Origin of the sequence: Pseudomonas sp. KBW05 (genome assembly GCF_003852405.1) — a bacterium.
GTDB lineage: Bacteria > Pseudomonadota > Gammaproteobacteria > Pseudomonadales > Pseudomonadaceae > Aquipseudomonas.
The window spans coordinates 23,649-37,464 of record NZ_QAJM01000005.1; the positions used below are offsets into that span (position 1 = coordinate 23,649).

At 65.4% G+C, this 13,816-nt stretch carries 8 protein-coding genes; 4 read left to right on the plus strand and 4 right to left on the minus strand.

Annotated features, from left to right (window positions below; all coding sequences use genetic code 11):
- The first annotated feature begins 18 nt into the window (after positions 1 to 18).
- Positions 19 to 2,067, plus strand: coding sequence for a TonB-dependent receptor (locus tag DBR46_RS04320; protein WP_124525142.1), 2,049 nt, complete (start codon positions 19 to 21; stop codon positions 2,065 to 2,067).
- Positions 2,068 to 2,103: 36 nt separating this feature from the next.
- Here the strand turns inward: DBR46_RS04320 and DBR46_RS04325 are convergent, their stop codons facing one another.
- Genes DBR46_RS04325 through DBR46_RS04335 form a run of 3 tightly spaced genes read right to left on the minus strand, consistent with a single transcriptional unit; the run spans position 2,104 to position 8,227 of the window.
- A complete protein-coding gene (locus DBR46_RS04325; protein ID WP_124525143.1) occupies positions 2,104 to 4,245 on the minus strand; it encodes a TonB-dependent receptor in 2,142 nt (713 codons plus the stop codon).
- A 32-nt stretch (positions 4,246 to 4,277) separates the two neighbouring features.
- Positions 4,278 to 7,346, minus strand: coding sequence for a hypothetical protein (locus DBR46_RS04330; RefSeq protein WP_124525144.1), 3,069 nt, complete (start codon positions 7,344 to 7,346; stop codon positions 4,278 to 4,280).
- Positions 7,343 to 8,227 (minus strand): ABC transporter ATP-binding protein, encoded by an 885-nt coding sequence (locus DBR46_RS04335; protein ID WP_124525145.1) that lies wholly within the window; start codon positions 8,225 to 8,227, stop codon positions 7,343 to 7,345. Before DBR46_RS04335 ends, DBR46_RS04330 begins: the two co-directional genes overlap by 4 nt.
- Positions 8,228 to 8,459: 232 nt before the next feature.
- Between DBR46_RS04335 and DBR46_RS04340 the strand changes: the two genes are divergently transcribed.
- Positions 8,460 to 10,187, plus strand: a complete 1,728-nt coding sequence (locus DBR46_RS04340) for an ABC transporter ATP-binding protein (RefSeq protein ID WP_124525146.1) — start codon at positions 8,460 to 8,462, stop codon at positions 10,185 to 10,187.
- Positions 10,184 to 11,938 carry an ABC transporter ATP-binding protein gene (locus DBR46_RS04345; RefSeq protein ID WP_124525147.1) on the plus strand — a complete coding sequence of 585 codons (1,755 nt, stop codon included), beginning with the start codon at positions 10,184 to 10,186 and terminating at the stop codon, positions 11,936 to 11,938. The genes DBR46_RS04340 and DBR46_RS04345 overlap by 4 nt, the downstream gene beginning before the upstream one ends.
- A gap of 5 nt (positions 11,939 to 11,943) precedes the next feature.
- On the opposite strand, the gene DBR46_RS04350 is transcribed toward DBR46_RS04345, so the two are convergent.
- Positions 11,944 to 12,684, minus strand: a complete 741-nt coding sequence (locus tag DBR46_RS04350; protein ID WP_124525148.1) for an SDR family oxidoreductase — start codon at positions 12,682 to 12,684, stop codon at positions 11,944 to 11,946.
- Between the two features lie 112 nt (positions 12,685 to 12,796).
- On the opposite strand from DBR46_RS04350, the gene DBR46_RS04355 reads away from it, so the two are divergent.
- Positions 12,797 to 13,744: a LysR family transcriptional regulator gene (locus tag DBR46_RS04355; RefSeq protein WP_124525149.1), complete on the plus strand. Its 948-nt coding sequence runs from the start codon at positions 12,797 to 12,799 to the stop codon at positions 13,742 to 13,744.
- Positions 13,745 to 13,816: the final 72 nt, after the last annotated feature.

Below are 13,816 nucleotides of genomic sequence, written 5' to 3' on the forward strand. Positions count from 1 at the left end.
ATAACAATAGCCATCAGTTTGACACTCTGTCATCACGCCTACGCCGACACGCCCGCCGAAGCGGTGCAACTGCCCGCCTCCACCGTCACCGCACGCATGACACAGGAAGACCCCAAGGACGTGCCCATCAGCCTCAGCGTGATCAGCGGCGAACAGTTGCGCGTGCAACGCCTGGACACCCTGGAAAGCGCCCTGCGCAACACCGCCGGGGTCAGCGTCAACTCGTCCGGTGGGCCGAATGACTTCAACGTGCTGATCCGTGGCGTGGGCTCGCTGTACCAGATGTCGATGGATGACAGCTCCGTCGCGTTCAACATTGATGGCGTGCCGGTGTCGTCGCGCAGCCTGGGGTTCGAGACGCTGGACGTGGAGCGCATCGAAGTGCTCAAGGGCCCGCAAGGCACGCTGTCCGGGGCGATCGGCCAGGCCGGCGCGGTGAACATCACCACCCGCCAGCCGACCCGCGAACTGCAAGGTTACGTGCGCGGCGAAGTCGGCCAGCAAGGCCAGTTCCTCAGCGAAGGGGCGATCGGTGGCCCGCTCAGTGACCAGCTCAGCGGGCGCCTGGCCGTGCGCAGTGCGGGCTACGACAGCTGGATCGACAACGACCAGAACAACCACCCGCTGACCAAGCCGCGCAACGAAGCCTTCCGTGGCAGCCTGCTGTGGGACGTCAACGACGACACCCACGTGCTGTTCAGCGCCGAGCGGCAAAAGACCAAACGCGCCACCAACTCCCTGGTGCTGCGCCCCTACGGCAGCGACCCGAGCCTGGACCTCAGCCCCGGCCTGTTCGATGACAACTACAAGACCACCGAGCGTTATGCGATCAAGCTCGATCACGATTTCGCCAACAGTCGCCTGACCTCCACCACCGCCACCAGCACCGCCGACTTCGAAGGCCTGATCGCCTACGACAGCAAGCTGATGGGCGCCCTCTACGGCACCCCGAGCGAGTTCTGGGTGGTGGATAAATCCTTCGAGCGCAGCTGGAGCCAGGACGTGCACCTGAGCGCCCTGCCCGACGCCGACGTGTTCTGGGTCACCGGTCTCGCCGCCACACGCAACGAGCGCAGCTACGACACGCCGCGCAATACCTACGGCACCTCCGGGGCGAAGTTCCGCGATTTCACCACGACCACCTATGCGGGCTACGGCGAAGCCACCTTCCCGCTGACCGAGCGCCTGAAGTTGACCACCGGCTACCGCCATTCCTGGGACCGCAAGACCTACGACGGGCAGTATTTCGCCGGCAGCGATGCGGTCAACGATTCGCGCAAACTCACCGACCACTACGGCACCGGCCGTGCAGCCCTGAGCTACGCCATCAGCCCGCAGACCAATGTCTATGTGCAGTTGGCGCGGGGCTATAAGTCCGGAGGTTTCAATGACTACGCCTCGCAGGTCAGTGACAGCCAACCGTACAAGGCCGCCGTCAGCAAAACTGCCGAGCTGGGCTTCAAGAGCGAGACCGCCGACCGCCGTGGCAGCCTCAATGGCGCGCTGTTCTTCACCCGCGTCCACGACGACCACCTGCTCGGCTACGATGCCGCCACCTTTGCCACCAACGCGTTCAACGCCGACACCCGCACCCGGGGTGCCGAACTGGAAGGCAGTTGGCACTTCGACCACGGCCTGACCCTGGCCGCCAGCGCCACCTACCTCGACGCCAAGATCACCAGCGCGGTGCTGGGCATCCAGGCCGGTGACGTCAACGCCGGCAACCGCACCCCGGACGTGCCGCGCTGGAGCGGTAACTTCAACGCCAGCTGGAAACACCCGCTGGGCAGCGTCGCCAGCCTGGGCGACACCACGCTGAACACCAGCCTCAACTACCACCTGGTGGGCGAACGCGCGGCCGATCCGCAGAACCATTTCAACCTGGACAACTACGAGAAACTCGACCTGCGCGCCGGCCTCGAAAGCCGCTTCGGCGAGGTGTATGCCTTCGCCGACAACCTGCTGAACCAGACCTACGACACCTACGGTTTCTACAGCGACCCGGTGGCCTATGGCGCCCCCGCGCGCCGCCGCACCCTGGGCGTCGGCTACACCTATCAGTTCTGAACAAACCGGGGAGCCGGCATGCCGACTCCCCGCGCCTCAAAACGCGTAGCTGTAACCCACCCCCGCCGAGCGCCCGCGTGCCGGCATGCCGGTCAGCACCGCGTCGGTCGAGTAGGTGCCGTACAGGTCATAACGCGCATCCAGCAGGTTATCGCCCCACAGGTAGACTTCCGAACCGCCGCTTTCCAGGCCCAGGTGCAAATCCAGCTTGGCGTAGCCCTTGAGGTCATAGTGGTTTTGCGCGTCGGCCGGGCGGTTTTTCTGCACGCGGTAGTTGAGCAAGGTGTTCAGGCGTGGCGCGGGCAGGCCCAGCAGGTTCGGCAAGTCGCGCGTCCACGCCACACTGAAATTGCCACTCCACAACGGCACATCCGGAACCCGGCTGCCAGCGGCCACATCGCCGCCGGACACGCCCGGCGCATCGGACGTCACCACCGCGTTGGTGTAGCTCAGGGCACTGCCCAGGGTCAGTTCATCGTTCACATGCCAGGTCGTGGATAGCTCGGCGCCCTTGCTGCGGGTGTCAGCGTTCACTGCGCTGACGGCCAGGCTGGTGAAGTCGTAACCGAGCAAATGATCATCGGCGACACGGGTGATAAACAACGCGCCTTCCACGCTCAGCGCACCACCGGCACTTTCATGCTTGAAGCCCAGTTCGGCGGCATTCACCTTCGCTGCTTTGTACGGCTCGCTGTCCTTGACCGTGGTGGCGTAATCGTTGAACCCCGCCGATTTGTAGCCGCGCGACACCACGGCATACAGGTTGGTCTGCGCGGTCAGCGCATAGGCCAAGGCCACGCGGCCGGTGCTGTAGTTGTCCTGCAGCTGGCGGCTGTCGCCGGTCACCGCGCCGCCACTGGCGTAGTCGGCGCCGTAGGTCTTGCGGTCCCAACTGTGGCGCAGGCCGGTGGTGAGCTTCCAGCGCTCGGCAAGCGGCACGGTGATCTCGCCATAGACCGCGTAGCTGTTGGTACTGAAATCGCGCTGTTGCCAGGAGCCGTTGGTGAAGTTGTCCGAATCGAAACTGCGCTCGGACCGCGCCAGGTTCATCCCGCCGACCCAGAACACCTCGGCGTCCGGCAAGGAGCCCAGGCGCAGGTCCTGGCTCCACACCTGCTCGCGGGCCGTGTCTTCGATCAAGTACTCGAACGGCGCACCGTAGAGCGCGCGGGTGATGTTGCGGTCGTAGCCCTTGACCGCATTGAAATCGGTGCGGGTATAAGCGCTGATCGAGGTGAGGCGCGCCTGCGCCAGGTCGTGGTTGAGTTCAAAGGAGTAGCGCTCGTTGGTCTTCTGGTTACCGTCAAACACACCGGGGGTGTAGTCCAGGCTCGGGCGGCTGCCGAACGGGCGCAGCATTTCCAGCCCGGCGTAATGCTCGGCGCGTTGACGCTCGGCCATCAGCAGGCCAGTGGTGCCGCTGTCGTTGTCCCACAGCAGGCTGCCGCGCAGGGCCAGGTCGCGGGGACGGGTCAACGGGTCGCCGTCCTGTTGGTCATCGACCCAATTGTCAAAGCCTGAGCGGCGCACGGCGATGCGCCCGGCCAAGGTGTCGGTCAATGGCCCGCCCACCGCGCCCTCGGTCATGAACTGGCCTTGTTGGCCGACTTCGCCGCGCACATAGCCTTGCCCATCGCGGGTCGGCTTGCGCGTGGTGACGTTGATCGCGCCGGCTTCGCTGTTGCGCCCCAGCAACGTGCCCTGGGGGCCCTTGAGCACTTCCACTTGCTGCACATCCAGGGTGGCCATGGCCGCGTTGCGCACCGACATCGGCACGCCGTCCACATTCAGCTGCACCGAGCCGTCATCCATGCTCATCTGGTTCAGCGAACCGACACCGCGGATGCGCACGTTGGCATCGTTGGCGCCGCCCCACGAATTGACGTCCACTCCCGGCGTGGCGCGCAACGCGTCTTCGAGGGTGCGCAGGCGCCGGGTCTCCAGGGCCTGGCCGTCGAGCACCGACAGGCCGAACGGGATGTCCTTCGCGCTCTCCTGATGCAGCCGGGCGCTGACCGTCAGCGGCGCCAGCTCGAGGGTCTCGGGGCTCGGCAGGTAGTCGGCGGCAAACGCGCTGCACATCTGGCTGGACAGGGCCAGGGCCAAGGCTTGGGTGAGCACGTTGGCGCGCCAGCCTGGCGGGCGTTGCAGGGGTTTGAGGGTCACTTGGGCAGGCATGGAAAACTCCAGGGATAAGGGTTTCAGGACATTCATCGCGGTGTTCCCCAGCGCTGACGCGCCTGGGTCACCACGGCTTCCGAGGGCGCGCCGAGCAGGCCCTGGATCGAAACGGGCCATCCCTGGCCAGTGCGCACGGCGGCAGTCATTGCCAGCAGTTGTTCGGGGCTTTGACTGGCGACCCAGTCGAGGCTGGCCAACGGTGCATAGAACGCCGACCAGCCCTGTGAACGGGCGCTGGCCAGGGTGCCGACGGGCTCGCCGTCGCTGGCCAAGGCGCGGGTCAGGTCGTCAGCCATCAGCGTGATCAAGGCGGCGCGGGCCTGTGGACCGTCCACCTCGCCCACACAGAGCAAGCCCACGGCGCCGGCCACGCCGTGACTGAGCCACACATGCCCCGGTTGTTCGCGCAGGTCGCTGGCACTGAGCAGTTGCTGGCGGGCCAACAGTTCGGCGATCTGCGCGCGCCGTGCCCAGCGCCCGACGCCACTGGCAGCCACGTCCCAGTGAGGTGCCTGGGCCAACAGCAGATGCGCGTTGCTCAGGCGACTGGCGCCCATGCCGCTGGGCCACTGGCTCAATTCGCTGACGATCGGGCTTGCGCCCAAGCGCCGGGCCACGCACGCGGTCATCGCCGTGAGGTCGTCGCGCACTTCGCGGGCGGTGTGCTGGCGGCTGGCATCGGCCAGCACCTGCACACCGTCAAGGTGTTGGACCGAGGCCAGTGGCGTCAGTTGGTAAGCGAAGTCCAGGGGATGCTGGCTGTGGCCGCTGAACGGCTGCCCATCCAGGCTGATCGTCCATTGCCAATCCCCGGCTGGGGCCACGGCTTGCGCCGCCACGGCCGCGCCCATCGGCAGCGCCGGCGTGAGCGCGGGCAACCTAGTTTCCGTGCGTTGCGAGGGCGCGCGTACGGCGCGCTCCGGGTCCAGGCCCAGGCGCGGCAGCACCCGGCGCGCCTCCAGCCATGTGGCCTGGGGTGTCAGCCACAGGCCGTCACCGTCGGCGGGCCAACCACTGGCGCTGAGGGTCCAGTGCAACGTCACGCTGCACCCTGCCACCGCACACTTACCCAAGGGGATGCGCAGGTGGTCGCTGGCCTGCTCGACGGCGACCGCTTGGCCCATGACGCGGGCGCCGGTCACGTGCAACCCCGGCGGCAGTTCGGCGTCCAGATGGCCGTTGGCGGCGATTACTCGGTCCAGGCGCCACAGCCCTTCTACTTGGCGACGCAGGCTGTCGATCTGCACCTGCACCTGCCCACCGGCGACCTGCCACGCGCCGGCATCGGCCAGCCAATGCTGTTCCCAGGCGGCACGTTCGGCCAATTCGTCGGCGCTGGAGCGGTAATCGCCCTGCTCCACCAGATGGCGATGCAGCAACACACCGCTGCCGAGCAGGCCCAGCACACCCAGCGCCAGCAGCGCCGCGGGCACACGTCCGATTCCACGGGGCGCGAGCAAGGCCGCCAGCGCGACCATCACCGCACACCCCGCCAGCTTCCAGCCCGCCAGCGTCGCCAGGTACGGCCACCACGGCGCCCAGCCGGTCAACGCCGACAACGCCACATGGGCGGGGATGGCCATTTCATAGGGCGGGTAACTCACCAGCCCCAGTTCATGGTTGAGCACCAGGAAAAACGTCAGCAGCATCGACGTCGCGTAAGCCAGGCCGGCGCGGCGGATCAGCGTGTGCACCAACAGCGTCAGCATTGCCAATTCCAGCAACGGCGGTGCGAACACCAGCAGTTGATAGGTCAGCACAAACCCCGGGGCCAGGCTTTGCGGTGCCGCAAGCGCACTGATCAGCAGGCTGGCGGCGCCCGGCACCAGTGCCAGCAGCAACGTCGCCGCCGCCACACACAGCACCCGCCCGAAGAGGCGCACCCACACCGGGGCCGGCGTGGCGTGCAGCATCGCGACCAGGCCTTCGACGTCATCGCGTCGGCACACCAGCCCCACCAGCGCCGCCAATACAAACGCCAGCACTAGGAACAGCGCGCTGGACAGCAACGGCAAGCTCAAGTCCGCCCTCGGCACCATCGGCCCACGGGCGTGCCACACCCCATGAACAAAGCCGCTGAGCACGCCCATCACCATCAGCAGAACCAGGGCCAGCCACCACACCTTGCGGGCGAAGACCTGGCGTGACTGCCAACGGGCTTCGTACCACAACGCCCGAGGCCAGTGGCTGCGCAGCACGGGGCCGAGCACCGCGGTACCCTCGGCCAAGCGCATCGGAGGCTCTGCCAGTACAGCGCCGGAACGACGCCCCATCAGGCCCTCGCGCGTGGTGCGCGCCAATACCCAGGCCAACAGCACCAATGGCAGCGCACACCACAGGCTGCGGTTGAGCCAGAAGCCTGGGGTCAAGGCCAACAGGGCCTCGGATTTCTGCGCCGCCGTCCAGGTTTCCACCTGGGCCTGGGCAAAGGTAAACAACGACGGATCGAGGCTGGCTGCCAACAATGGGTTGATCTGCCCGCCCTTGAGCACCACCACCGCAAACATCCACAACAGCATCAGCACGGTGGCCAACGCAAACGGCGCCGCCAACCCGCGACTGCGCAACGCCAGCAGATAATACAACGCGCCGATGCCGGTGCTCACCGGCAACAGCAAGGCCACCCAGGCGAACCCCAGCGCCGACCATGCCGGCGCGCCGATGCTCGCCGCCGGCACCCAACCCAGCCAAGCGAGGATCGGGCTCAGTAAAAAGCCCACCACCAAGGCACTGGCGAGCAAACCGCCGACCACCGCCGCACCGATAAAGCGTCCCCACAACAGCGCCGGCAGCGACACCGGCAAGGCCAGCAGTACTTCTTCCAACTGCGCCTTGCGGTCGCGCAGGGCCGGCTGGGCAAACACCCAGGCCCAGGCAAAAAACAGGAAGAACATGCAACCGCAGGACATCAGGTAGATCAGGCTCGGGGCGTTGCGCGGGATCTCACTGGCGCCCATTTTCTGTACGTAATCGGCGTTGGTCAGGGACATCAGCAAGTAGCCGGCCAGGCCGAGGAACACCAGCAAGGGAATTCCGCTGCGCAGCCCGGCACGCAGTTCCACCCAGGCTTCGCGGCGCATCAGGGCAAAGTTGTTCATGCGTCGGGCGCCTCGCCGGCCTGGGCCAAGGCCAGGTAATAGATATCTTCCAGGCGCGGTGCGTGGGGCGTGAAACGCGGATCAAGGGGCCGCTCACCGTGCACGATCACCCGGCTGCCTTGCGGGCTGGCCGCCACATGCAACGCGGCTGGCAAGGGTTCGCCACGGCCAAACGGCGCTTGCCACAGGCGCCCCTGCTCGGCCGCCAGCAGGTCCGCCGGGCGGCCTTCGACGATGATCCGCCCAGCGGCCAGGACGGCCAGGCGACTGCACAGGTTCTCGACGTCTTCGACGATATGGGTCGACAGCAGCACAATCGACTCGGCGGCAACGTCCGCCAGCACTCGGTGGAAACGGTTGCGTTCCGCTGGATCGAGGCCCGCCGTCGGCTCATCGACAATCAACAAGCGCGGCGCGCCCACCAGTGCCATGGCAATGCCAAAGCGGCGCAGCATGCCGCCCGAATACGTCGCCAGCGCACGGTGTGCGGCGTCTTGCAGGTTGACCTTGCTCAGCAGGCCTTCAATTTCCTCGCGGCGTTGCCGGGCATCGGTGCGGCCCTTGAGCCAGGCGAAGCGGTCGAGCAGGTCACGCGCGCTCACGCCGGGATAAGCGCCCAGTTGCTGCGGTAGATAACCGAGGCGCTGGCGCAGGTGATTGCCGTCAGCCAGCACGTCCACGCCATCCAGATGAATACTGCCGGCGTCGGCGGGTTGCAGCGTCGCCAAGGTGCGCATCAGGCTGCTTTTGCCGGCGCCATTGGGCCCCAGCAAGCCATACATGCCGGGGCCCACGCTCAGGTCCACGCCGCGCAGCGCTTCGACGCCGTTGTTGTAGCGCTTGCGCAGACCGCGCACTTGCAAACCTGAATCGACTGCCATCTGCCACTCCAAGGACACCGGTTGGGGGAAATACCTGCCCACGAAACAGGCAGCCTGGAACGGTAGCCAGGGCCACCCGTGGCCTCTACCCGATTCAAGTCATTTTCCAACCGTATCGCGCCGCTGGCGGGGTTGGGATGTCGAATGCGGGGCGAATTGGACTCGATGCGGGTAGCCGACAAATCTGGAGTGACTAGCATCGTTTGCCCCGCAGAAGACCTACGGAACACCGATGACAACTGCCCTGGACACCCTGAAACGCCCGGTCAACCCGCTGATTCGCCTGGGCGTGCTGTTTGCCGCCGTTGGCGCGCTGGTCAACCTGGTGCCCTTCATCGGCCTGACCGAATTGGCCCGGCTGCTCCTGGCCGGCAACGCCGCGCGTCACACCTTGTGGTCATGGGCCGCGCTGGTGGTGATCGCCCTGAGCCTGGGCTGGGTGGCCAACGGCGTGGCACTGTGGCTCACCCACGTCGCCGACCATCGCCTGCAAGCCGGCTTGCGCGACGCGATGGTGCGCAAACTCGGGCGCGTGCCCCTTGGCTGGTACAGCGACACCACGTCCGGCGCGGTGCGCAAAGTGGTGCAGGATGACCTCGAAGACCTGCACCACCTCGTCGCCCATCACGCCGTGGAACTCACCGCCGCTGTCGTCACGCCCCTCGCCGGGCTGGCGTGGCTGGCCAGCCTCAACGGCCACCTGGTGGTGCTGGCGGTGCTGACCCTGCCGGTCTATGCGCTGGCCTACGCCCTGATGATGCGCGGCTTCGGCAGCAAGATGCAGTTGCTGGACCAGAGCATGACCCGGGTCAGCGCGGCGATTGTCGAGTTCGTCCACGGGATCGCGGTGGTCAAGGCCTTCGGGCGCGGCGGCCAGGCCCATCGCAGCTATCAGCAGGCGGTCAGCCAGTTCAGCCGGCAGTACGCCGGTTGGGTGCGCCCGTTGCTACGCCTTGAGGCGTTGTCGTCAATGGCCCTGAGCGTGCCGGTGATTCTGCTGGTCAGCCTGGGCGTGGGCAGCCTGCTGTTGGCGCGGGGCTGGGTCACGCCGCTGGAGTTGTTCGCCGAAACCCTGGTGGCGGTGGTGATCCCGCAATCGTTATTGGTGATCAACCAGAGCCTGACCGCGCAACGCACCGCCCTGGCGGCTGCCGCACGCATCGAAGCCCTGCTGGATATCGACGAACTGCCAAGCCCGACGGCCTGCCAATCGCCCGAAGGCAGTGCCATCACCTTCGACAACGTGCAGTTTGGCTATGACCCCGCCCACTTGATCCTCGATGGCATCACCCTGCATTGCCCGGCGGGCACCGTCACCGCGCTGGTGGGGGCATCGGGCGCCGGCAAGTCGACCCTGGCCAAGTTGGTGCCGCGCTTTCACGACGTCACCGCTGGCCGCGTAGTGGTCGGGGGTGTCGATGTGCGCCAGATCGACCCGCAGCAGCTGTACCGGCACGTCGGCTTTGTGCTGCAAGACGCGCAACTGGTGCACGGCAGCGTGGCCGACAACCTGCGCCTGGGCCGCCCGCAGGCCAGCGACGAAGACATGCAGGCGGCCGCGCGTGCGGCGCAGATCCACGCGCGTATCCAGGCGCTGCCCCGTGGCTATCAGTCGGTGATTGGCGAGGACGCGATATTCTCCGGCGGCGAAGCCCAGCGACTGTCCATCGCCCGCACGCTGCTGGCCGATACGCCGGTGCTGATCCTCGACGAAGCCACCTCCCACGCCGATCCAGAATCCGAAGCGCTGATCCAGGACGCGTTGTCGGCGCTGGCCAGAGGGCGCACGGTGCTGGTGATCGCCCATCGCCTGGCAAGTATCCGTGGCGTCGATCAAATCGTCGTCCTCGATCATGGCCGCGTGATCGAGCGCGGCCGTCACCCTGACCTGCTGCACGCCGATGGCGCCTACGCGCGCTTGTGGCGCGCCACCACCCCCGACCTGGAGATGCCCTTGTGATCCGCAGCCTGCTCACCCTGTTGGGCCCGGCCCATGCCCCGCGCCTTTACCGTTACCTCGCCTGGCTGGTGACCAGCGCCGTGCTGCAAGGCCTGGCCGTCGCGTTGTTGGTGCCGATCCTGCGCACGCTGTTCGCCGGCGACTTGCCGACGGCTCTCGCCTGGCTGTGTGCCCTGGCGGCGATGGTGGTCCTGACGTGCATCGCCCACTATCAGCAGGCGATGCAAGGTTTTGCCCTGGCACTGCTGGTGCTGACGACCCTGCATGATCGCCTTGGCCAACACCTGATGCGCCTGCCCCTGGGCTGGTTCAACACGGAAAAGGTCGGGCGCCTGTCGCGCAGCGCCACCAGTGGCACGTTGATGGTCACCGGTCTGTTTGCCCATTACCTGGGGCCGGTGGTGTGCGGCGTGGTGGTACCCGCCACGGTGGCCCTGACGCTGTTTGTGTTCGACTGGCGCCTGGGCCTGACCGCCGTGCTCTGTGCGCCGCTGATCTACGCCACCCATCACTGGTCGGCCAACGCCATTGCGGCCAATGATCAGCGCGTCGAAGCCGCCGCGACTGTGGCCGGCAACCGTGTGGTGGAGTTCGCCCGCTACCAGCCGGTGCTGCGCGCCTTTGGCCAGGCGCGGGGCGGCTATGCACCGTTGCACGCGGCCAACCTTGCGCAGAAACACGCCGGCGGCTCGATGCTGGCGCAGACCTTTCCCAAATTGCTCGCCGGTGGCCTGACGGTGCAACTGGCCTTCGCCCTGCTGGTAGGCGTCGGCATTGCCCTGGCGGCAACCGGTGCAATCGACGCCATCCAACTGGTCGCACTGCTGGCCCTGGCCGCGCGTTTCGTCGGCCCGCTGGCCGAAGCTGCCGCACGCAGTGGCCTGTTGCGCATGGCCGGCAACGACCTCGATCAACTGGTGAGTATCCTGCGCGAGCCCGGCCTGCCGGAACCGGCAAGCAGTCAGCCACTGACGGCGCCCGGCAGCCTAGCGTTTGAACACGTGAGCTTTGCCTATCCCAGTGGCCCCACGGTGCTCAAGGACCTGACCTTCAACGTCCCGGCCCATTCCATGACCGCCATCGTCGGCGCCTCGGGCTCGGGTAAAACCACCATCACCCGTCTGTTGATGCGCTTCTTCGATGCCAGCGAGGGCCAGGTCAAAGTGGGCGGCGTGGATGTGCGCGAGCTGTCCAATGCCGCGTTGATGGCGCAACTGTCCCTGGTGATGCAGGACGTGTACCTGTTCGACGACAGCCTGGAAGCCAACATCCGCGTCGGTAGCCCCGATGCCAGTGCACAGCAGGTGGCCGAAGCGGCGCGCCTGGCCGGGGTCGATGAAATCGTCGCACGCCTGCCCCAAGGCTGGCACACCCCCGTGGGCGAAGGCGGCGCCAGCCTCTCCGGCGGTGAACGCCAGCGCGTATCCCTGGCCAGGGCCCTGCTCAAGCGCGCGCCGATCCTGTTACTGGACGAAGCCACCGCAGCGCTCGATCCGCAGAACGACGCCTACGTGCAAGCCGCTATCCGCACGCTGATGCACAACGCCACGGTGCTGGTGATTGCCCATCGCCTGCCGACCATCATGGCGGCCGACCAGATCCTGGTGTTGGATGAAGGGGGGTTGGTGGAGTCTGGTACTCATGCGCAGTTGCTGGGGCGGAACGGCAGGTATGCGGGGTTCTGGAAGGAGCGTCAGCGGGCGGGGGGATGGCGGCTGGAACGAGCGACGCAAGGCGCTGACCGTGGGTAAACCGCTCAACGCATGGTCAAACCACCATCCACCGCATATTGGCTGCCGGTCACGTACGACGAATCATCAGACAGCAAAAACAACGCAACTGCCGCAGCCTCAGCCGCAGTGCCGACGCGTCGTAATGGTAGTTGATTGACCAGCCCATCCTCGAACTGCTGCCGCACGTCATTGGCCATGAAGTTTCGGAAGTTGGTATCAATTGGTCCGGGGACCAATACGTTGACGCGGATCCCCCGCTCCCCCAATGCCGCCGCACAACACCGGGCCATTGAAATCATCGCTCCTTTGGTCGCGGCATAAACGCTGGCCATCGGGGCCGACTCGTAGGCTGAGGTCGATGAGGTCAAGACAACCGAGGCGTGGGGAGACAACAGGTCCTTCAATTTCGCGATCTGTAGCAAAGGCCCTCTCGCATTGGCATTCATCATGCGATCAAAAAACGCTGCATCTGTGTCTTCAATGGCGCGCACTTGCGCGTAGCCGGCATTCAGCCATAAGCCATCCAGACCGCCCATTTCTTTAACCACGTCCACCAACTGCGCAGTGGCCGCTGGATCCGCTGCATCGTTTTTAAATACCCATGCATTGGAAGGCAGAATATCCGCAGCTTCTTCAAGGTGTTCCTGGCTATAGCCGGTGACAGCGACCCGACCGCCCTCATCCGCAATTCGCTTGGCACCTGCCAGCCCCATGCCACTCGTACCACCGGTAATCAAGATCCGTTTACCTGAGAATCTGCCCATAGGTTTGCCTCCATTGCCGACATGAAAATCTGAATGCGGGGGCAGTATTGCGTAATTGGATCCATTTGATAATGCGCTAATATCCGCATGACCCATTAAGGAAGTGGACACAATGCGCGGCAACGAATACGCCCAACTCCAAGCATTCGCCGCGGTTATTCAGCAAGGCAGTTTTGTCCGCGCCGCAGCCCACCTGGGGATGTCTGCCTCTGCACTGAGCCAGACCATCCGCAATGCCGAAGAGCGACTGGGTGTTCGCTTGGTCAACCGTACGACACGCAGCGTCTCGCCAACCGAGATCGGCGCACGACTCCTTGAGGAGCTGCTCCCCGCCCTGGCGTCGCTTGATTCGGCAGTCGCCCGGCTAAAAGAGTCCAGCGAAGGCCCTAGCGGACTGTTGCGCATCAACACGACCCGCGTTGCAGCCACTCATTACCTTGCGCCTCTGATCGGACCCTTTCTGCGGGCTTACCCCGGTATTCATTTCGATATCGTCACTGATGAACGTCTCGTGGATATTGTCGCCGGAGGGTTCGACGCCGGAGTCAGGCTCGGCAAAAAGCTGGACCGCGATATGGTCTCCCATGGTCTCGGCGGCCACCTGGAAATGATGGTCGTTGCCTCTGCCGACTACCTCACCCGCTACGGCACCCCGCACACCCCGAGAGACCTGGTAAACCATAAATGCCTGACATATCGATGGCCTACGGACAGAAGCCTGTATCGCTGGGAGTTTGAGCGCAATGGCGAGCTTCTCGAAATAGATGCCCAGGGGCCATTGGTGGTGACAGAGCCGGAAATGCTGACGCAAGTCGCTCTCGACGGGGTGGGCATTGCGTATCTGTTCAGGCACCAAGTGGCAGACCTTATCGAGACAGGCCAATTGATCCACCTCCTCAAAGAGTGGACGCCGACCTTTCCGGGGTTCTATTTGTACTACCCCAGCCAACGTCAAATGGCCCCGGCCCTGCGCGCTTTTGTGGATTTCGTGGTGCAGTATCAACAGCCAGACCCTGTCGCTCTCGACACGCCCGAAGCGGGCTCGGCATCACGCGTTTAGGTGCGTTGCTGTGGGCCAACTCAAATTTCAGGCAAAAAAAAGCCACTCTATTGAGTGGCTTTTTCTTAATGC